Here is a 20,221-nt window from a genome sequence, read left to right as displayed (position 1 = left end):
CGCTTTGTAGTGTAAATCACAATTGTTATTTTAGTTTATGCGAACAGATTTAGGCTGAAAGTGTGCAAGAGTCGGTTGTTTTTGATTAACCTTTGCACGCTTTTCGTTAGAAAAAATAATAGAGGGACCGAAAATAATTCACGGCCCCTCTTTTATTCGATTCTGGTTCTTAGTGATGTCTTTTTCCATATAACTTTCTAACGATAATCGGCGCAAATACATTCGTGATAATAGTCGCTGTCAAAATTTGAGCGGTAGCTGAAACAACATATTCACTTACTTGCGGTAAAGCAACCGCCACAATAGCCGGAACAGCCGTGGTGACACCCGCTACTGTACTCAAAGCAATACCGGAGTAGCCTTCGTAATGCAGAATTTTCGTTTCGAAAAAGTCCATCAACGGCATTGTCAAAGCCATAAATATAACTGTGACAATCACACCGGAAACGCCTGACTTGATTGCTTCAAACATATTCATGTTTTGTCCCAACAACCAACCGAGTAAAATAAGTGAAGCAGGCATCGCTGCCCCGAATATTTTACCCATTTCTTTATCAACGTTCCCGAAGATAATCCCTACAATCAATGGGAAGAAAACGGAAATAACCGGTGTCCAGTCAACCTCGCCCAAGCCACCAGAAATATAAACACTCATAATAATTAAAGGAATGGCCGGCAACGACGGAATCACCGCAAAAGGATAAATAGCTGCATCGTCTTTTTCACCATATGTATCCGTGATGGACAAGTTAATCGCTGGATTGATTGACATGATAACCGCAACGAAGCCTAGCCCTGAAATACCCCAAATACCTTCCAATCCGAAAAAGTACAGAAACACGAAAGAATAAATAATTGATAATACAATTTTAAATACAACTAGTGCACCTTGATGCTTTAATAATTTCCCAATTTTGTGTAGGTCTACCGTTGTTCCCGAAGCAAAAACGAGTAGTCCAATAATATAATTTGTTCCCATACTTGAGAAGAAGGCTTCTGTCGGTCCTCCAATCTTAAATAAGCTTGGCCAAAAAGAATAGATTACCATCGACACAACCATCGGAATCAGGAACGTGCCTGCTGGTACCCTTCTCATAAAGTTAATCATTTCATCACCTCTTATTTATTTGCTATTATCATATTCCTCAAAAGTTATTTATTCAAGATTATTTTGGGATAACCAAGGACATGCGCAAGCCTTCCTCGGTCTCCGCTACGAGTTGAATATTCAAATCCGTAGCGATTCGCTGAGCTAAATATAAACCCATCCCGGTCGCTTTCGCTCTCCCACCAGTAAAGCCTTTATCAAATATAAAAGGCAAATCCCGCGCCGAAATACCCGGCCCATTATCATGGAAAGTCACAATAATTGCTTCCTTCTCTTCAATCCTCACCGACAAGTGAGCACCCTTGCCGGCATATTTCGCACTGTTATGAATAAGCTGTGCCAAAATAAACAATAAACTCCGACGATCCGAAGTGACACTTATATCGTTCCCTTCAATGCTTATCGTTAAGTCACTTTCTGCTATTAATGACGCGTTTTCAGCGATTGCTTCTTCAAAAACCGCACGTAACGCTACCCGTTCAAATAAATAGTCACGGTGAACGGTTCGCAACCGCGAAAAATAAAGAATCTTTTCGACATCATTTTGAATTTCATTCCGGGCATGCGTTGTGCGTTGCCGAACCAATGCGGACATTTCATCACTGCGGTTATCTAAAATCAAAGTCAATAAGGAGAGCGGTTTTTTTATTTCGTGTACCCACTCTTCAATATATGTTTCATAGTCAGAAACTTCCAAGTTCTGTTGAGTCAGTCGGTCTTCCTTTTCCCGCAAGGTTTCGCCTAGTTGTTGGATTAATTTGCTATTGCTTTTGGACACAAAGCGAGCCAAATATTGCTCGTTTTCCAACTCTGGCTCTGCCAGGAATATACGAAAAGCCTTTTGCACTACTTTTTCCTTACGCATCAAATAACCAATCGGAACGAGTAGCAACAATCCACTCATCAAAACCATCACTAAAATCAACACTGTAAATGTTTCAGGATAGGCCAGCCAAGCTAAAAAGATAAAAAAGGCAGTTAAGATGAACTGACTTATTATCCAAACGCGTGCATCATAAAGATGTTGGAAAAATCGTTTCATTCTTATCCCTGCCTTTTCTTTAAGTAGTAGCCTTGTCCACGAACCGTTTCAATTAGATGATCCATGCCCAACTGTCGCATCGTTTTGCGTAAGCGCGTAATATTTACCTGCAACGCATTCTCGTCGATAAACTCCGATGTTCCCCATAGCTTCTCACTCAATCTTTCTTTCGTGACAATTTGGTCTTGCATTTCTACCAATGTCACGAGGATTCTCCCTTCATTGGGCGGTAAGACGATTGCTTTCTGCTCCCAGTAAACGACAAACGTTTGCGGGTCAATTTGAAACTCCCCACCATCCAACAAACGCGGTCCACTCTCTGTTCGTCTTAATAGATTACGAACGCGCGCCATTAGTTTTTCCTTATGAAAAGGTTTGGTTAAATAATCATCGGCACCAAGATCCAATGCATGCAGCTCATCACTCAAACGATTGCGCGACGTGAGAATCAAAACCGGTGCGAGACCTTTATTCTTAGCCCCACGACAAATTTCAAACCCCGATTGATTCGGTAAATTAATATCCAATAATACCAAATCAGGTGCTAAAGCAGCTAATTGAGACAAAATATCCCCTTCAAAATCAGTGATGGCTACCGTCTCGTAATCTTCTTTTTGAAGCAGATGAACTAGCTCTTCCTGCAACATTTCATCGTCTTCGATAACGGCAATTTTAGTCACTTTAGCACCTCGCTTCTATTTAAAGTTTAGTTGTTCCAACTCACGCGTTGAAGTTTTATAAACTGCCTTTGCATATATATATTGTATCAGAAGAAACACGGATATCATTAGGAAAACAAAAGGTAACATTTTCATAATAGATGGTAAAAACTCAACATTAAAACGAATGTAAGTCTTCATAGCAATGATACCCACTGTGCCACTGATTAATGCCGGTACCAGCGGAAACAGGAAGTACCACGTAATTTGTTTGCGAATCGACTGGCGCATTTGTTCGCGTTTGGCACCAAGAAATGCTAGTGTCTGATAGCGACGCATCGTTTGCTTGAATTGCGTCAAAAAGTGTAACGCCAAAACAGTACAGCCTATGATTAAGAACAAGAAGGATAAATATAGCATCGTGTAACTGCCGGCAATAATATAGAACAGTTGGCGACCAAAGTTTTGGAGGTAACTCTCGAACGTAAACCCCTTTTTAGAAATCAATTCGCTGGCTTCCTTCATCGGTACCATCAACCCTTTTTCAGCAATAATTGCTTCGGGCATCGTGAAATTCCAATAGATTTCTCGACTATTCGGTTTCGTATAAGCTTCAAAAAAAGCATCCGGCACTACCAAACCACTCATAATCGTAATACTGCGATCCGTCACCAAATCTTTCATCGGCAATCCAGGAACCAAATAAAAAGGTTCGCCCGCGATTTCTCCCATCGCGGTCTGTTCCGTAGCGCTTTCCTTTATGATTTCTTCCAACAACGGTTGCGCGCCGAAGCCATAATCTGAGTTCATATAAACCGCCAGTTCATTTTCCTTCAACTGAATGGGTTCTTCACCGGCTGCTTCCAACAAACGGTTATAGTTCGATTCTCGAATCAGATAGCCGCCCATGCGCCCCGCCAGTATCCATAATAGATTTTCCGCAGCGGATTGGTCTTCCGTAATACTGTAGGAATCCGGACTTTCGATGGTGGGATCCGCCATTCCTTCAGGCAAGCGCGCCACAATGAGTTGACGCAGCTCCTCCCACTCAAAGGAAACGTCTTGGTCCATATATGCTAACTCTAAGGGATTCAAATGTGATACATAAGGCGTCATCTCCGCTGAAGTCAGGAATGACTGAATGGCTGGGTTATCTCCTTGCAATGTGAAATCATAAACAGCAGCATCTCGATCGAGTTGCTCAGTAGCACTCATAATTGTCGAACCGCCCTCTGCCAATAGAATCAGCGAGAACATCATCAGAATAGACGAAACGGTAATAGCCGTCGCACGGTTCGCAATATTTTCCTGAAGTTGACGAATTGTAAAATTCTTCAGCCCTTTCGCGTTTCTATCGCGTAAAGCAAACGCATTTAAGAGGCGTGCGGTTCCACGAATGACCAGAATAGTTCCGATTATCCCGAGTACAACAGCCAAAGCAATCATCGGAATATTCACTAACCAAAAGTAACGAATGATTAAGAAGTAAGCTCCTAGTAAAAAAAGCACCCCACTTGTAAAAGTTACCCAATTATTTTTAGTTTTTCCCATGTTTTGTTTCTTCGCCGTTTGTCCATATAACAACCGGTCCAACTCCCGATTAGAAAGTGAGCCTGCTAAAATCAATAAGGCCACTATTTGAATTGCTAAAAAACCAAGAATCGTATACCCCACAGCCAATAAGGAAAAACTGGATTCGTGGCCGATAATCCCTTGCCCAATCAGTCGCGAAGTTGCCAAACTGATTATTTCCGCCAATAAAGATCCGAGCCCAATCCCGATTCCAAGTGCCAATAACGACGTCAAAACACTCTCAGCCAGCAATAAAAGGAACAATCTGACTTGTGACATCCCCATCATCAAATACATGCCGAACTCTTTACTCCGACGATCCAATTGATACCGATTCGCAAAGAGCACCAAGAAGAACAACAGAAACAACGCAAAACCATATAAAATAGGCATGAGGCTAAATAAACGGTCTACCGCTTCACTCTCAAAATCTTTCAAATAGAGAATGACACCCTGATTTTCTAACGAGAGAATCAAGTAAAAAGAAGTCACGGCCGTTACCAAGGTCGCAAAATAAATCAGATTTTCTTTGCGACTGCGCTTTGCATTTCGAAAAACGAGATTAAAGAACATTTGCACTTCCTCCTCCGAGCTGTGCCATTACTTGCAAGATCCGGTCATAAAATGCTTCGCGCGATTCATTTTCCTGGTAACGCAATTCATGGAAAATGACACCGTCCTGGATAAACAAAATACGCGAACAAAAGCTGGCAGCATTGGCATCATGCGTCACCATTAAAATATTTCGTCCTTTCTCTTCATTGATTCCTTTTAATTTTTCCATCAACGTGCGTGCCGAGCGTGTGTCCAGAGCACCGGTCGGCTCATCTGCCAAAATTATCGCTGGCTCCGGAACAAGACTGCGTGCAGCAGCGACCCGTTGTTTTTGCCCACCCGACATTTGCGCCGGAAATTTATCCAGCACATCGGTTATATTCAGATAATTCGCTATCTCCGTTATTTTTTTCTCCGCTGTTGCAACGGACTCCCCATGAATCGACAACGGCAACATGATATTTTCACGCCCTGTCAGATTATCGAGGAGCTCAAAATCTTGAAATAAATAGCCGATACGATTACCACGGTACGCTGCCAGGTTTTTACTGTTAAAGGCGCTGATGCTTTCACCTTCCAATAAAATCTGCCCGGATGTTGGCTTAATAATTGTTGCGATACAGTTCAATAATGTCGTTTTCCCAGAACCGCTCGGCCCCATAATTCCCAAGAACTCTCCTTCCAACACATCAAAACTGATGCCTGCCAAAGCCTGTGTTGGCAACCCTTCACTGTCATACACTTTCTCTACATTATCTACTTGTAATAGTTTACTCATCGCTTTCTCCTCCGTACTCTCTTTGTCACCTTAACTATACGACAGATGCCGTTCAAAAAACACTTACAGTATTTGTAAGGAAGAGAGCAAAAAAAGAGCGAGACTTTTTACAGTCCCACTCTCTTAGCTTTATCTTGTTATACCTAATATGGCACGCGCATCATCCGGTGTTGCAACCGTATTGCCAAACTCGTGAATGATTCTGGCCGCACATTTCACCAACTCACTATTAGTAGTCAATTCACCTTTTTTATAGTAACGATTATCTTCCAGCCCTACGCGGACATGTCCGCCTAAAGCCAATGTCGTATATAAAATAGGTAAATGATGAATACCTACTCCGAATGCGCTCCAATTAATACCTTGTGGCAAAGCTTCCTGCATCGCAAGTAAATTCTTGACCGTCGCAGGTGTTCCGCCACTAATCCCTAAACAAATTTGGAAGAAAGCATCCTGTTCCAGAACTCCCTCAGCCATTAGTTTCTCCGCTAATGCGATATCTCCTACGCTGTAGACTTCTACTTCGGGCTTAATCTTCTGGGCTTGCATTTCCACACCCAACTTGCGTAAAAAAGGCAAAGGATTCATAAAAATACGTTCTCCAAAATTCAGTGTCGGAATATCATAGGTTGCAATATCAGGTTCTACATCTAGAATACGCAGCCGTTTTTCTTGATGGGCGTCTGCTGTTCCAATTAAATCCATACCTTCGAAATGATTGTATTCGCCAGAAGTCGTAAAGTTTATAATCAAATCGCACTTGCTTTGAATTCCTTCTTTAATATACTGGAATTTATCGTTATTAATTTCCCGCTCGATTCCATCATCTGCTTTTACATGGATATGGACAATTGCTGCTCCATGCAAATAGCATTCGTAGGCATCTGCAATGATTTCATCGCAAGTCACAGGTGTATAAGGATTTTTCCTTTTATTACCCTGTGATCCGGTAAGGGCAGCGGTGATTATTGTTTTATTTTCGGCTTCCATTTCATCATCTCTCTACTCTGTCGCAGCTATGTTCTCTACAATTGTTGCAATTCCCAATCCACCAGCGATACATCGTGTAACTAAACCGTAACGCTTACCCGTTCTTTCTAACTCATGCATCAACTTGGTCATCAAGATTGCACCTGTTGCACCAATCGGATGTCCGAGGGCAATTGCACCACCATTAGGATTTACTTTTTCTGAATCATACGGTAAATCAAAGGCTTTGAAGAATGCCAGTGATTGTGCCGCAAATGCTTCGTTTAGTTCAATAACATCGATATCTTCGATTGTTAAGCCTGCTTTTTTAAGTGCTTTTTCTGTAGCTGGAATTGGCCCTTCACCCATCGTTGTCGGTTCTACACCAGCAGCTGCTTGTGCAATAACACGTACACCTTTATTGTCAAATGAATACTTTGGGAGCACTCTCTTTTAAAAGAGAATGGTCCGCATTCATTAACCCGGTCTTATAATTAACGATTTAAGATTAGAATGGCTGTTTTCTAATTCATCGATAAGATGACCCTTGTTGATCGCTTCGAAACGATCAAACAAAGCACGCTTTGTTCGTCAAACTCCGAAACCTCAACTATATTTAATTGTTTCATATAAACTTCACATGAAGGAACCGCTTTACATACGTAAATTAACATGCTCTAATTATTATGGCAAGCACTTACACGATTAGTTTTTGATGAGAAATCTTTAGGGGAAAGATTCTACTATCTAATGTGTGCTAAACTATTTGATAAAAAACCGTATATTTTCGCCGGAAAATATGTTGCGTGCTATTTTTGTTTGCGTAGGCCATTGAAGCAAACAAAAAGGGGCGCTTTTTTTATATTCAAAAAGAAGGAGGCATTTTCTATGCGGACAATCCATCGGGAATTTTATCAATTTGTCACGTTCAGTATTATGAGTATGGTCGGCCAATCTCTGTTCATTTTGGCTGACACCTTTTTTATTGCAAATGGTGTCGGTGCGCAGGGACTGGCAGCGTTAAACATTGTTCTGCCGGTTGTGAATATTATTAATGGTTTGGGCTGGATGTTTGGGGTGGGTGGCGCGACACAATTCGCGATTACCAAGAGCCAGGGAATGTTGGATAAGGCCAACAATCATTTTACGCAAACGGTTGTGGCAGCGAGCTTGATTGCTATTTTATTCACGCTATTGAGTCAAATGTTTGTAGATGATATTTTAGGTTTCTTGGGTGTGACCCCTGCTCTATTCGAAATGTCACGCAGCTATTTTACGATTTTGACACTCTTTACGCCTTTATTTATTCTCAATAATGTCTTTATTACCTTTATTAGAAATGATTTCAATCCGCGTTTGGCGATGATTGGGATGATTTTGGGTGGAATTATTAACATCATTTTTGATTATATCTTTATTTATCCAATGAGAATGGGACTGACGGGTGCGGCCATTGCGACCGTCTTTTCACCGGCAGTAGGTCTAATGATTTGTAGTTTTCATTTCAAATACAGCCGCCGTACATTGGCATTTCAACCGATTAGGCTGCGTTTTGGCAGTATTCTTGCGACTTTACGAAATGGATTTTCATCCTTCTTGAATGAGTTTTCTTCTGCATTTGTGATGTTAATTTTCAACTTAATTGTTTTAGATTTGGCGGGCGATATTGGCGTCTCTGCTTACAGTATTGTAGCAAATATGAATATCATCGCGGTGGCTATTTTCACGGGAATCGGGCAAGGCGTTCAGCCGCTGGTCAGTGCGTATCACGGTAAAGATAATCGTGAGGCTGTGAATACCGTCTTGCGGTTGGGACTGAGAACCGCGCTGATAATTGGTGGGCTGTTTGTAGCTATCGGCTTATTTTTACCTGATTTGATTGTCGCTATTTTCAACGGGGATGGAAACATCGAATTAGCGAAATTGGCGACCCCTGGTGTACGTTTGTATTTCACTTCATTCTTATTTACCGGTGTGAACTTCACAATGATTTTCTATCTAGCTGCGATAAACGAAGGAAAGAAATCCATGGTTATTTCCGCATTGCGCGGCTTGGTTTTCGTTTACCCTGCTGTCGCATTGCTGAGTCGATCACTAGGGCTCACGGGCGTGTGGCTGGCAATGACCGTTGTGGAGATACTCACGCTGATCGGGATTTTAATGATTTTTTGGAACGAAAGAAGAAAACGTGTTGTGTGAAGATGTGTGGGGACTGCTCCTGGATGGGGGCAGTTTTTTTGTGTCTAAATTGCGCACTCAAACGGGTTTTGCAGTTTGAGTGCGCAGTTTGCTACCTGAATCGCGCACTCAAATGGGTTTTGCAGTTTGAGTGCGCAACTAAAAACTCAAAAAAATACAGACCCGCCATTGCAGGTCTGTTGTGCTTAAAATTTGTCGCGCGCTTGTCTGAGTTCTATAAATTCTTCCAGTGATTCAGCACGGAGGAAGAGATTGATTTGTTTCTCTTTTCCAATCGTCGATGGCAATGTTGGCAAATCAGATGCCCGTCTTTCGTTGACAGCGTGCAATGTGCTCAGAATGTCCGGATTCGTTGGCGTTTCGCTCATCGCAAAGCGCAGATTCGTTTGCGTATATTCGTGTCCGGCATATACTTTAACTCCATCTGCCAATTGATTAAACTTTTGGAGCGCGTCGTATTGCGCCTCGAAATCGCCGGTAAACACACGGCCGCAGCCGCCTGAAAACAGCGCATCGCCACTGAACAACGCATCTTCAATTAAGAAACTGATATGCTCTTCAGTATGTCCTGCTGTTTTAATAACTTTAACTTGTTTGTCAAACAACTCAAACCTGTCGCCCTCTTTAACCACCTGAGTCGCCAAATCCGCTGTTTCAGTCGGACCATATACAAGCGTAGCAGGATACTTTTCTAAAATTTCACGGACTCCGCCGATGTGGTCATCATGCTTATGCGTCAACAAAATCGCTGTCAGACCCAATGCTTGTTCTTCCAAATAACGCAACACGCCCTCCGCTTCACCCGGATCCACAATGACTGCCTCTGTTCCTTCTTCCATAACCCAAATATAATTATCTGAAAATGCCTTAACTGGATTGATTTCCACTCTTATATCCCCCTTCGCAAATCTTTGATTCCATCCTATCAAACTTTTCATTAAATAACGATTTCCGTGCTTCCGTCTTTTTTTAACGGAACCTCGGATTCATTAATAATAAACTGATAGCGGGAAATATCTTCCGACAGCGCAGGTGTAACAACGTACGTATAGGTGAGATTTCCGTCTGAACCACCACCGCCCTCACTTCGACAATTAAATTCCTCATCCGTGCCAGTAATGGAAAGCGTGTGGAATTTCATACGGCCCTCTTCAGTCATCGAAACATTTAAATACACGACACTCGCATTTTCAAACTGACGCATCCACAATATTGAATAGAAACCATCATTCGCTTCTTTTGTCCGCATCACGGATACATTTTTTATAAAATTTTCCGGTTCAATATCCGATCCATGCATTTCTTCAAAATACAGCGTTGAAAAAATACTGTTCAAAAACATTGCATTGAAATCGTATTTTTGAGCCCACTCATTGATTCGTATTTGCATCGGAAAGCCGGGATTCCCTTCCGCACGCTCTTTTCGTTCCTTCACTAACTCACAAATCTTTTCATCTATACCCGCAACCCGTTCATCATAATAATCGGACGGCGGCTCAAAATTCATTTTAGCCATCTTAATCCTCCTTTTTCAAATGTGTAGCGTTTACATTTATTATAGCATGCACCGTTGTTTTTACTTTTCCTCACTCCACAATTGTAGTAAACTTGCGGAAACAAGAGAAATTACTAGGAGAGTTTCATTATGTCGCACGAACAACACAACCACTCACTTGCTGACTTCCCTCATTCCTACTGGCGCTCCTACCCGATTCCTCACCATCCACCTATGCAATCCGACCAAACAACCGAAGTCGCTGTTATCGGCGCCGGAATCGTTGGGATTATGACGGCGTATTTACTGACGAAAGCTGGAAAACGCGTGACGCTCGTAGAAGCAGACACGGTTCTCACCGGCGTGACAGGCCATACAACCGCTAAAATAACGGCGCAACACGCCCTCATTTACGATGAACTGATTCAAACTTTTGGAAAAGAAAAAGCACGGCTTTACTTCGATGCAAACATGGATGGTCTCCATTTGATACAAGAAGTGGCCGCAGAACTAAACATTGATTGTGATTTGGAACCTAAGAAAGCTGTTCTTTACGCGACTTCAGAAAAAGGTGTACAAAAAATTCGGAAAGAAGTCCGTGCTTACCAACAATTAGAAATACCGGGCCGTTTTTCGATGGGGCCACTCCAAGATCTGCCTTTCAAAACACTGGGAGCTTTAACGATGCCCGATCAAGCGCAGTTCCATCCGGTCAAATTCCTTGTTCCCCTTTTAGACGCTATCGTTGCGAGCGGCGGAAAAATATACGAACAAACCCGGGCCGTTAAATGTCAGCATGCCACTAACATTGAAATGGAGAATGGAACAGTGCTTAAAGCAGATAAAGTCGTCGTTGCCACGCATTTCCCGTTTAACGATTTCAAGGGTTTTTATTTCGCAAAGTTGGAAATTAAGCGCTCATACGGTATCGCTGCGAATGTCGTTGGCCCGATTCCGGATGGGATGTATATCAGCGTTGAGGAACCGACGCGCTCCTTGCGTTCGTTACCCAATGGCCAGTTGTTAATCGGTGGGGATGGCCACCCGACTGGAAAAAGTAACGAGGATACCCAAAGTCATTATCAAAACTTAGTCGCATTTGGCCAAGAACATTTTGGCTTGACCGACGTCATGAATCATTGGTCTGCTCAGGATATGACGACACTGGATAAGATGCCTTACATCGGTGAAATGACTAAGCGGACGCCCGATATTTCCGTCGCGACCGGCTTTAATAAATGGGGAATGGCAGCGGGGGCTATTACCGGAAAGGTTCTTTCAGACGCCATTTTAGGAAATGAAAATTCTTATACGCGCTTGTTTGACCCTACCCGTCCGAAATTAAAACTGAAAGATATGCAACAATTTACGAAAAAGAATCTTGCTGTTGGAAAAGACTTGCTTGTTTCTAAGGCAAAAAGACCAGACAAAACACCGGAGGAACTCGCTGTCGATGAAGGTGGTCTACTCTCTTTTAACGGACAAAAGTTAGGTGGATACCGTGACAAAAAAGGCAAGCTGCATCTCGTTAAGACAACGTGTACCCATCTGGGCTGCGGATTAAATTGGAATGATGCCGAGCGTTCTTGGGATTGCCCGTGCCACGGCTCGCGCTTTAGCTATGAAGGCGCTGTGTTAAATGGTCCGGCTGTAAAACCATTAGAAAGAGTAGAAAGTGGCGAATAGTCCAACAAAAAAAGACCATTATGGTCTTTTTTTGTTGGCATTAATTGTTATAAATATCCATGTTAACTCGACCATCTTTAATCTCGATGATACGGTCGGCTTGTTGAGCAACCCTTTGATCATGTGTAATCAGAATAAAGGTTGATTTGTATTCGCGGTTGATTTCCTTTAGTAACTTGAAAACAGTTTGGGTTGTTTCGGAATCCAAGTTACCGGTCGGCTCATCTCCTAAAATAATTCGCGGATTGTTAATTAAGCTTCTGGCAATAGCGCCACGCTGTTGCTGTCCACCGGAGATATCTGTCGATTTATTATCTTTTACTTTCGTCAAACCTACGATATCAATCAAGTCATTCGCGCGTTGCATCGCTTCTTTAGTGACTTTTCCATGCTTTATACGATAGGGCATCAGCACGTTTTCCAGTAACGCTCCATTTTAATAACCTCCTCGGACATTATGTATCTTTTCTATCAATGATTCCATAAACAAATAAATGAACCAGTTGGTCGGGCCGCAACGTCTCATGATTCCCCTCACTTTTTTGAATATAAGGGGAAATATTACCATAGAAGTGCATCGCCAACTCAACTGCATTAAACAATGCGTCGTCTTTAATATATTGAGTGAATAAATCAATCAAGGGCTGGAGATACGATTGACGCCATAATTGATACAAGAACTGATGGTTCTCCTTGGACATCTCATTATTAATGTCATGCCGCATGATAAAAAGATTGACGGGATGTTTTTCTTTCAAAAAATGGATAACATGTAACAACTTTTCTTCCAGAAGTTGATTATCTTCCTGAATAATCAGTTCCAGTTGCTCTCTGACCACTTTAGACAAATCTTCAAGAACAGCAATATAAATTGCTTCCTTTGTTTTGAAGTGATAGTACAGATTAGGTTGAGTAATCCCCGCCCTTTCTGCAATTTGACGTGTAGAAGTCGCCTGAAAGCCTTTATCCATAAATAATTCCGAAGAAATATCTAATATATTTTGGCGTGTCGTTTTCTTTTTACTACTCACATCTTACACCTACGTTCTTTTTTATCAGTTGATAAGTACAATCAAAGAATATCAAATTTGAAATAATAATGCAAACATTTAATTTCTTTTCTTAAATATTCTGTTTACAGCATTTTTCTATAACTTTCTGGATAAGTGTTATATGATACTGCTAATGAAATCAATTAAACAAGGAGAGTACCATGAAAAATATTCAAAAAGCACTGTTGGCTGTCATTCCATACATTCTTATTCGGCTCTTATTTATCTTTGCACCAGAAGAGACAGCGCGTTTCGACCAGTCAGTCACTGATTTCGTCATTCAATTTCGTAATGGGATTGCCTATATTTATTTCCGTCTGATGACTACTTTGGCAAATGAGGAATTTGTGATTATTGCTATTCTCGTCATGCTTTTAGTTGTCGTATTAGCATTTAGGAAATGGCGTGTTGCACTCATTTATTTAGTAGGCGTTGTCGTTGGGAATCTCGGAGTTAATTCTTCACTAAAGAACGTGTTCAAACGCGAACGTCCGGCTGAAGAACTGAGACTCGTTTCCGAGAGCTCTTTTTCCTTCCCGAGCGGGCATTCATTTGCTTCGGCTATGATCTATCCGTTAACTGCCTATATTTTGATGCGCTACACAAGCTTGGGACGGTATCCTAAAACTGTCGCAGTTGTTGTTGCTTTGATTATCCTTTCAATCGGATTCAGCCGTATCTACTTAGGTGTTCATTTCCTGACGGATGTTCTTGCCGGTTATTCACTTGGCTACGCATTTTACTACCTAACCCGCTTTGTGATTGAAAAAGTTGAGAACGTCACATAGAAAAAGCAGCAGCCCGGAACTTTTTGTTCTTGAGCTGCTGCTTTTTATTATTGGCGTCATCTATTCACTTTTCGTAAACGTACTTGCGTGTACTGTTTCTTTTGTTTCGCTTGATTTACGCATCATATCAATCATAAGCATGCTTCCTAAAGCATCTTCAATGTGGATATAATCTTCTGTTTTATCAATAATAGCTTTGTAAAATGTCTGAATCGCTAAAAGGTGCCCTTGACCATAATAAGACTTCGTACTTTCAAAAATATCATCACTTTCGAGCAGAACACCATCATCGCTGTTATATTTATATTCGAATAGTTTGTAGTCTTTAATCACAAAACGTCTTCGCTCTGTTATCACTTCAAGCTCTACTGGTGAATTCACCGCATAACTATTGGTTGCGAAATACAATCCGGAAATATTTTCTTCGAACTCGTACCGTGCTACTGCTGTATCTTCTACTTCGATTTTATAATCTAACAAATTTAACAAGTGGCCGTTACATGTCAATGGATTACCGCCAAACAAATGCATCAGGTCCAATGTATGAATCGACTGGTTGATTATCGTTCCGCCACCCGCACGCTCCAATTGCCCGCGCCACGGCTGTGCTTCATAATAACTCTCCGGTCTAAACCACGTAACCACGCCTTTTACTGCACGGATAGATCCAATTTCCTCAACGGGCTGATTTTCTAAAATATCAATCAGTTTTGTTGTTGTTCGATTATAACGGTTCTGGAAACAGACACCTAGTTTATATTTACTATCTGAAACAGCTTTTGAAAGGTTTAGTCCTTCTTCGTAAGTCAATGACAGCGGCTTTTCTAAGAAAACATTCACGCCGTATTCCATACATTTTTGAGCGATGGGTGCATGCAAATCATGTGGCAAACAGATATGAACAACGTCTAGGTTTTCTTTTTCCAACATCTCTTCGCAGTTATCATAAAAAGGTAGATCGGCATAATCGCCAGCCGTACTCGGATTGCTATCACAAACCGCGACCAGTTTCCCTAAACCACTTTGTTGAATTCCTAATTGATGGATATAGGAAATTGTTCCCAATCCGATAATTGCTACTCTCAGCAACTTGTCCACTCCTCATTAAAGTACTTTATTTTAACTATCAATTTGTAGCATAATGTTTGTTCACTATACCACATGAATGGGTAGAGATACTAAACAAACGTTTTAATCATTTCCAAATAGGAAAGATTATATCTTAGTAGATACCACATCTATTATGACATAATCAGAAAGCGCCTTCAAGTTGTGTCGAAAAAAGAACCCGAAAAAGTTAGGTTTTTACGCTAACTTTGCGAGTTCTTGGGAGATAAGAGTGAAACACTTTTATCTATTTTTTAGGTGTTGGTTTTTTCTTTAATCGTTCTTGCTTGCGCATTTCGATTTCTTTGAAATAATCTTCCCAAGATATTTCAACCGTCACATTTTCTGTGTTGGTATAGACGATATTTTCCATATCGTACTCCTTTTTAGGACACCATATGCGCGTCCCGGCGTTTTTCAACCCCCTTGATTTCCTTTTTTCCGTAATAAAAAAAGCACTCCTCTGAGCACCTTCCGCTTCTTATTTATAAGAAAGAAAAAGGTATTCCTATAGTTAGGAAACACGACTTTTTCACTATCAAATCTAAATCTTGGAAATTCATTATGAAGCACCTGTGTACTTCGTTTATAAATTTAACTTCACTTATTTTTGGTTCCGAGTATCTGCAGTACTTGCTGCAGTATAGAGAAAAGCCTTCGTTCCTTACATAGTGTTGCATATGTTAGGATGTTGAGTACGTAGTATACCACGAAAAATCCAGCGATGCAAATGACAGCTTTTTCGGTATAATGGTGAGAGATACATATAGAAAATGGTGAATAGATGATGAGAAATATCAAAATGACTGTCGAGTATGACGGAGCCCGTTATTTAGGCTGGCAACGTCTAGGTGATTCCGACAAAACAGTACAAGGAAAAATTGAAAATATTTTGTCAAACATGACAGGAGAAGAGATTGAAATTGTCGGATCGGGACGTACGGATGCCGGCACACATGCGCATGGACAAGTTGCGAACTTTAAGACAGAATCTGTGATGACTTTAGAAGCGATGCAAGAGCACCTCAACCGCTATTTGCCGCGCGATATCGTCGTGAAAGAAGTATTGGATGTTCCCGATCGTTTCCACGCACGTTATCATGCAATCAGCAAAAAATATAGCTATTACATTTGGAATAATACCGTTCCTTCTGCCTTTGAGAGAAATCGGAGCTTCCACGTTTCCGACGAATTAAACTATTCGTTGATGCATCAAGCGAGCCAAAAGTTCGTGGGCCGTCATGATTTCCTAGGCTTCTCTTCTTTGAAGAAGTCGAAAAAATCAACCGTTCGTACGATTGAAAGTATCAAAATTATTGAACACGGTAATCTTGTTCAATTCGCTTTCGTGGGCGAAGGCTTCCTCTACAATCAAATCCGGATTATAATGGGAACCATTTTGGCTATTGGCGCCGGTCGCATGCAATTGGAAGATATTGACGCGATTTTTACTAGCGGGATTAGAGCCCAAGCAGGCGAAACTGTTCCTGCCCACGGTTTATTCTTGGACGAAGTATATTACGAAGAAGTATAGTAACCTGCGCACTCAAATTCATTTTAGCGTTTGAGTGCGCGGAAACAGAACAAAACTGCGCACTCAAATCCGTTTTAGCGTTTGAGTGCGCGGAAATAGAACAAAACTGCGCACTCAAATCCGTTTTAGCGTTTGAGTGCGCAGCACTAGAACGTCAAAAAACCGACACCTATCATTTTACGATAGGTGTCGGTTTTTTCATTTAATCATTTGCTCTTCAAGCAACTTTTTCGCTAAGCCTACTGCCAGTATTTCAATGGGTTCTAATAAATCATTATCGACTAAGAAGTGCGTTTCGCCGTTTTTGTATTGAACTTGGAAGAGATTTCTTCCTTCAGCGTCCACAATTTTTCCATCATCTTCAATATACCAATCTCTTCCCACTACTACGAGCGGAACCGAAACTAGGTACCCAATGCGTAACTCTTTAACACCGAGATACTTTTCGTCCGCAACGAAAAGTCCCATCTCAACTTCAAAAACGCGCGACACAACATCTTTCAGGACAGCGATTTCCACTTCTGTTTTACCATCATAAATCGTTATATAGCGACCATATTGCAACGGCTCATGTACCACTCGGTAAAGCTTCTCACCCTGACTGCCAAAAACATAATAGGACGGTCGTTCTGTAAAGCCATTCTGCTTCATTATTAAGTACAAAGCACTCACCTGCCTTTGCTCATAGCATATAACATTTTTCTGGAAAGTTCTTATAATAACCCTTCTCAGAGAGGATGCTCACCAGTCTACGCAACGTGAGGGTGTCAGAAATTTTCTTTGCAATTTATTACTGGTTTTCTTTTTCCATAAAGAACATCGAAACGCCACCAAGGCCAACGTGTGTTCCAACTGCAACACCCATCTGCATGATGTAGATATTTCCCGTGAAATGCGCTTTCTCAACTAGACGTTCTTTTAATTTTTCTGCGATTGAAAGATCGTTGGAATAACCGATGATAACAAAATTCGTCCATTCTAAGTCCACACGTTTGATGAATTCATCCACGTAGTGTTTCAACGCTTTATTCATCCCTCTTACTTTTGTTGCAATTGTTCCTTTGGTATCTTTCATTGTCATGATAGGTTTCACTTGAAGCAAGCTGCCGATAAAGGCACCTGCATTGGAAATCCGACCACTTTTGATTAAGTTATGCAAATCTTCTACACACAAGAAATGTTTAACACGTATTTTATACGTTTCGCAAAACGCTACCAATTCTTCGAACGTGTAACCTTCTTCGCGTAATTGTGCGGTTTTCAGAATTAACCACCCACTACCATGACTCATCGACAATGAATCGACTACATGGAATTTTATTGTAGATTCCGGATGACGTTCAAAATAAAGTTCCTTTGCAATAACTGCAGATTGATAGGAACCACTTGTTCCACTTGACATACAGATGCATAGAAACTCCGTATAGCCTTCTTTCATGGCTTCATCTACGATATTCAAATATGCTTCGGGACTAGGCATCCCTGTAGTTGGTAGCTCTTTCAATTTTGGTAATTGTTCAAAAAACGCGTCTGCTGTAAGATCAATTTTATCTTGATATGATACGCCATTAATTGTAATATTCAATGGTGCTACCCCAATATTATATTGCGCTAGAACTTCCGGTGATAAATCGCAAGTCGAATCCGCCATGATTTTAATCATTATAATCTCCTCATATATAAATCATTTTCTCTACTTTATACAAAGTATAAACAATTCTAACAGTTATTGCTATACGAATCACGCCACTTAATAGACATTTAACCTTATAATTGTTTACAATTATGAAAAATAAAAGAATTCCTGTAACCTCTATAGTGAGAAAGAAGGTAAAAAATGAATATTATTATTTCACCGTCAAAAGAAATGACGTCCACCGATTCACAACAGCCAGCAATCCACCTCTATAATGGCTTACAATTTCGTTATCTAAGGGAAAATCTTACCAATGAGGACTTCTCGTTCTTAAACCAACAGTTACATATTATTTCTGCCGAGCATGGACTACTACGTCCCCTTGACGAAATCGGTGCCTATCGCCGTGATTTTACCGAAAAAGGCTTGTACAAAAAATGGAACGACCAGATCTATCAAGCGCTTGTAAAAGAAGGACGTACGATTTTAAATGTAGCAAGCGATGAGTTCTCAAAGACAATCACGCGCTATGCAACACCCGAAGATCACATCGTCTCCGTTTCATTTTTCGAAAGGGATAGTGAAGGCCATCTGAAGAAACATTCCACGATTTCTAAGAAAGGACGCGGTCAGTTGGTGAACTTTATCGCACGTAAACGCGTAACCAATCTGACTGATATTAAGTCTTTTACCGACATGGGGTATCAGTTTAGCGAAACGGAATCGGGGCCAATCAATTGGGTATTTATTCGTCCCAAAGGCGCATAATGTCTTTTAATGGCACATTTGCGAGGTGATGTTATACTTAGTTTATCAATTAAGTACAATATGGAGGGATCGAAATGCACATCGCTTTAATTCATTCCAAGTACGACAACGTAGATGAAACAGATGAGATTCGCTCCGACTTTACGTTTCCTTTGATCGTGAAGCCAGAACATGAAGGGTCAGGAATTGGCGTAACGGAATCTTCCAAAGTAGATTCCGTTGCGCAACTGAAGAAAGTTATTAAAGAAAAACTCCACTTATACAAGCAGGTCTTACTGGTCGAGGAATTCTTGCCGGGTCGTGAATTTACCGTCGGAGTAATAGGCAATGAAGTTCTGGAAATTTTGCCTATTAAAGAAACCATTTTCCATAAAGATGGTCCACAAATTCTGACGAACACAGAAAAAGCCGGTTCTAAAAGTACGGAAATCATTCCTGCGAACCTTTCGCCGGAACTCCAAGCAGAAATTGAAGAAATGGCAGCCAAAACGTACCGCATTTTACGTTGCCAAGATTTCGCACGTGTGGATATTCGTCTCGACGCCGAGGGACACCCACACGTGATTGAGTTGAATACTTATCCGGGTCTTGGAAAAGATTTTTCTTATTTCCCACGTTTGGCGCAAGCGGCTGGATATACGTATGACGCTTTGATTAACCGTCTGGTAGCTATCGCAAAAGAACCAAAAGGATTTAACTAAATAGAAGGACCAAAGTGAGCGAATTTTACGCATCTTTTGGTCCTTCTTCTTTATTCAATCCATAACGGATAGCTTGATTCCATTGCGCCATCCGTTCTTTTTCACGTCCGTTATTGAGACCGCTTGTTGAAAGGGCACTGACAACTTCATAACGTTCGAAAATAGCATGCTTCTGCGTTTCGCGATAAGCCGTTTGACCGTTAGCGATAATCAACCGAACGTCGCTGCCATCTAATATGCGTGAGAAGTCGTTCAGCGTTTCATTCTTAATGTTAACATCCAAACTACCCGCCCGCTGAACCGTATCATAGACATCCCACAGTCCGATTCCGTTCTCCAATAGCAGTTCCAAGCGTTGCGTGTAATCAACGGGGTCGGTTACTTCCAGGGCATGAAAGACAGTCCGCCAAAAAGCATTCCCGGGATTACCATAATATTGTCTTTTACGTAAGGAAGGGACTCCCGGATGACTACCCAAGATTAGAACGCGTGTCTTCTCATCAAAAACCGGACCAAAGCCTTGTGTTGTCTCCATGTTATACACCCCTTTTTTATTCGTTAAATTAGCTGCT

21 protein-coding genes and 1 pseudogene are annotated in these 20,221 nt (G+C 41.2%); 6 read left to right on the top strand and 16 right to left on the bottom strand.

The annotated features are described in order from the left end of the window. Positions 1 to 169: 169 nt before the first annotated feature. The 7 genes and pseudogenes from G7058_RS07680 to G7058_RS07650 all read right to left on the bottom strand — a co-directional run. Positions 170 to 1,108: a 2-keto-3-deoxygluconate permease gene (locus G7058_RS07680; RefSeq protein ID WP_166062975.1), complete on the bottom strand. Its 939-nt coding sequence runs from the start codon at positions 1,106 to 1,108 to the stop codon at positions 170 to 172. Positions 1,109 to 1,166: 58 nt separating this feature from the next. Next, complete coding sequence (locus G7058_RS07675) at positions 1,167 to 2,150, bottom strand: sensor histidine kinase (RefSeq protein ID WP_166062974.1); 984 nt, start codon at positions 2,148 to 2,150, stop codon at positions 1,167 to 1,169. Positions 2,151 to 2,152: 2 nt separating this feature from the next. Then, positions 2,153 to 2,830, bottom strand: a complete 678-nt coding sequence (locus G7058_RS07670; protein WP_166062973.1) for a response regulator transcription factor — start codon at positions 2,828 to 2,830, stop codon at positions 2,153 to 2,155. A 15-nt stretch (positions 2,831 to 2,845) separates the two neighbouring features. Further along, positions 2,846 to 4,954: an FtsX-like permease family protein gene (locus G7058_RS07665; protein WP_166062972.1), complete on the bottom strand. Its 2,109-nt coding sequence runs from the start codon at positions 4,952 to 4,954 to the stop codon at positions 2,846 to 2,848. Next, positions 4,944 to 5,714, bottom strand: coding sequence for an ABC transporter ATP-binding protein (locus tag G7058_RS07660; RefSeq protein WP_166062971.1), 771 nt, complete (start codon positions 5,712 to 5,714; stop codon positions 4,944 to 4,946). The genes G7058_RS07665 and G7058_RS07660 overlap by 11 nt, the downstream gene beginning before the upstream one ends. Before the next feature lie 129 nt (positions 5,715 to 5,843). Beyond that, positions 5,844 to 6,704, bottom strand: coding sequence for a BKACE family enzyme (locus tag G7058_RS07655; RefSeq protein WP_166062970.1), 861 nt, complete (start codon positions 6,702 to 6,704; stop codon positions 5,844 to 5,846). A 12-nt stretch (positions 6,705 to 6,716) separates the two neighbouring features. Further along, positions 6,717 to 7,097 (bottom strand): annotated as a pseudogene (locus G7058_RS07650) (acetyl-CoA C-acyltransferase); the annotation flags it as partial. A gap of 474 nt (positions 7,098 to 7,571) precedes the next feature. On the opposite strand from G7058_RS07650, the gene G7058_RS07645 reads away from it, so the two are divergent. Further along, positions 7,572 to 8,882: an MATE family efflux transporter gene (locus G7058_RS07645; protein WP_166062969.1), complete on the top strand. Its 1,311-nt coding sequence runs from the start codon at positions 7,572 to 7,574 to the stop codon at positions 8,880 to 8,882. Positions 8,883 to 9,067: 185 nt separating this feature from the next. Here G7058_RS07645 and gloB read toward each other — a convergent pair whose 3' ends face one another. Beyond that, positions 9,068 to 9,769, bottom strand: coding sequence for a hydroxyacylglutathione hydrolase (gloB, locus tag G7058_RS07640; protein ID WP_166062968.1), 702 nt, complete (start codon positions 9,767 to 9,769; stop codon positions 9,068 to 9,070). A gap of 50 nt (positions 9,770 to 9,819) precedes the next feature. After that, positions 9,820 to 10,398 (bottom strand): hypothetical protein, encoded by a 579-nt coding sequence (locus G7058_RS07635; protein ID WP_166062967.1) that lies wholly within the window; start codon positions 10,396 to 10,398, stop codon positions 9,820 to 9,822. A gap of 129 nt (positions 10,399 to 10,527) precedes the next feature. Between G7058_RS07635 and G7058_RS07630 the strand changes: the two genes are divergently transcribed. Then, complete coding sequence (locus tag G7058_RS07630) at positions 10,528 to 12,063, top strand: FAD-dependent oxidoreductase (RefSeq protein WP_166062966.1); 1,536 nt, start codon at positions 10,528 to 10,530, stop codon at positions 12,061 to 12,063. A 40-nt stretch (positions 12,064 to 12,103) separates the two neighbouring features. Here the strand turns inward: G7058_RS07630 and G7058_RS07625 are convergent, their stop codons facing one another. Continuing rightward, entirely contained in the window at positions 12,104 to 12,472 is a 369-nt protein-coding gene (locus tag G7058_RS07625) for an ABC transporter ATP-binding protein (protein WP_166062965.1), read from the bottom strand. Positions 12,473 to 12,518: 46 nt separating this feature from the next. Beyond that, complete coding sequence (locus tag G7058_RS07620; RefSeq protein WP_166062964.1) at positions 12,519 to 13,094, bottom strand: TetR/AcrR family transcriptional regulator; 576 nt, start codon at positions 13,092 to 13,094, stop codon at positions 12,519 to 12,521. Positions 13,095 to 13,276: 182 nt separating this feature from the next. Between G7058_RS07620 and G7058_RS07615 the strand changes: the two genes are divergently transcribed. Further along, positions 13,277 to 13,903 (top strand): phosphatase PAP2 family protein, encoded by a 627-nt coding sequence (locus G7058_RS07615; protein WP_166062963.1) that lies wholly within the window; start codon positions 13,277 to 13,279, stop codon positions 13,901 to 13,903. Between the two features lie 60 nt (positions 13,904 to 13,963). Here G7058_RS07615 and G7058_RS07610 read toward each other — a convergent pair whose 3' ends face one another. Beyond that, positions 13,964 to 14,992, bottom strand: a complete 1,029-nt coding sequence (locus tag G7058_RS07610) for a Gfo/Idh/MocA family protein (RefSeq protein WP_166062962.1) — start codon at positions 14,990 to 14,992, stop codon at positions 13,964 to 13,966. A 265-nt stretch (positions 14,993 to 15,257) separates the two neighbouring features. Then, entirely contained in the window at positions 15,258 to 15,383 is a 126-nt protein-coding gene (locus G7058_RS11970) for a hypothetical protein (RefSeq protein WP_264372311.1), read from the bottom strand. 414 nt (positions 15,384 to 15,797) lie between these two features. On the opposite strand from G7058_RS11970, the gene truA reads away from it, so the two are divergent. Continuing rightward, on the top strand, positions 15,798 to 16,544 hold the full coding sequence (gene truA / locus G7058_RS07605) for a tRNA pseudouridine(38-40) synthase TruA (RefSeq protein WP_166062961.1): 747 nt from the start codon (positions 15,798 to 15,800) through the stop codon (positions 16,542 to 16,544). Positions 16,545 to 16,742: 198 nt separating this feature from the next. Here truA and G7058_RS07600 read toward each other — a convergent pair whose 3' ends face one another. Together G7058_RS07600 and G7058_RS07595 are read right to left on the bottom strand one after the other, a co-directional pair. Beyond that, the gene (locus G7058_RS07600) at positions 16,743 to 17,207 is read right to left on the bottom strand and encodes a hypothetical protein (protein ID WP_166062960.1); all 465 of its coding nucleotides are present in this window, start codon (positions 17,205 to 17,207) and stop codon (positions 16,743 to 16,745) included. A 127-nt stretch (positions 17,208 to 17,334) separates the two neighbouring features. Next, on the bottom strand, positions 17,335 to 18,207 hold the full coding sequence (locus tag G7058_RS07595; protein ID WP_166062959.1) for a DegV family protein: 873 nt from the start codon (positions 18,205 to 18,207) through the stop codon (positions 17,335 to 17,337). 174 nt (positions 18,208 to 18,381) lie between these two features. Here G7058_RS07595 and G7058_RS07590 point away from each other — a divergent pair, with 174 nt between their 5' ends. Both G7058_RS07590 and G7058_RS07585 read left to right on the top strand, forming a co-directional pair. Further along, a complete protein-coding gene (locus G7058_RS07590) occupies positions 18,382 to 18,948 on the top strand; it encodes a YaaA family protein (protein WP_166062958.1) in 567 nt (188 codons plus the stop codon). Positions 18,949 to 19,022: 74 nt separating this feature from the next. Continuing rightward, positions 19,023 to 19,649 carry a D-alanine--D-alanine ligase family protein gene (locus tag G7058_RS07585; RefSeq protein ID WP_166062957.1) on the top strand — a complete coding sequence of 209 codons (627 nt, stop codon included), beginning with the start codon at positions 19,023 to 19,025 and terminating at the stop codon, positions 19,647 to 19,649. A gap of 25 nt (positions 19,650 to 19,674) precedes the next feature. Here G7058_RS07585 and G7058_RS07580 read toward each other — a convergent pair whose 3' ends face one another. Then, a complete protein-coding gene (locus tag G7058_RS07580; protein ID WP_166062956.1) occupies positions 19,675 to 20,184 on the bottom strand; it encodes a DNA-deoxyinosine glycosylase in 510 nt (169 codons plus the stop codon). Positions 20,185 to 20,221: the final 37 nt, after the last annotated feature.

The organism is Jeotgalibaca porci (genome assembly GCF_011299095.1).
In the GTDB taxonomy this organism is placed as follows: Bacteria; Bacillota; Bacilli; order Lactobacillales; family Aerococcaceae; genus Jeotgalibaca; species Jeotgalibaca porci.
Note: the sequence above shows the minus strand (reverse complement) of the source record. Positions and strands in the feature narration are given on the sequence as shown.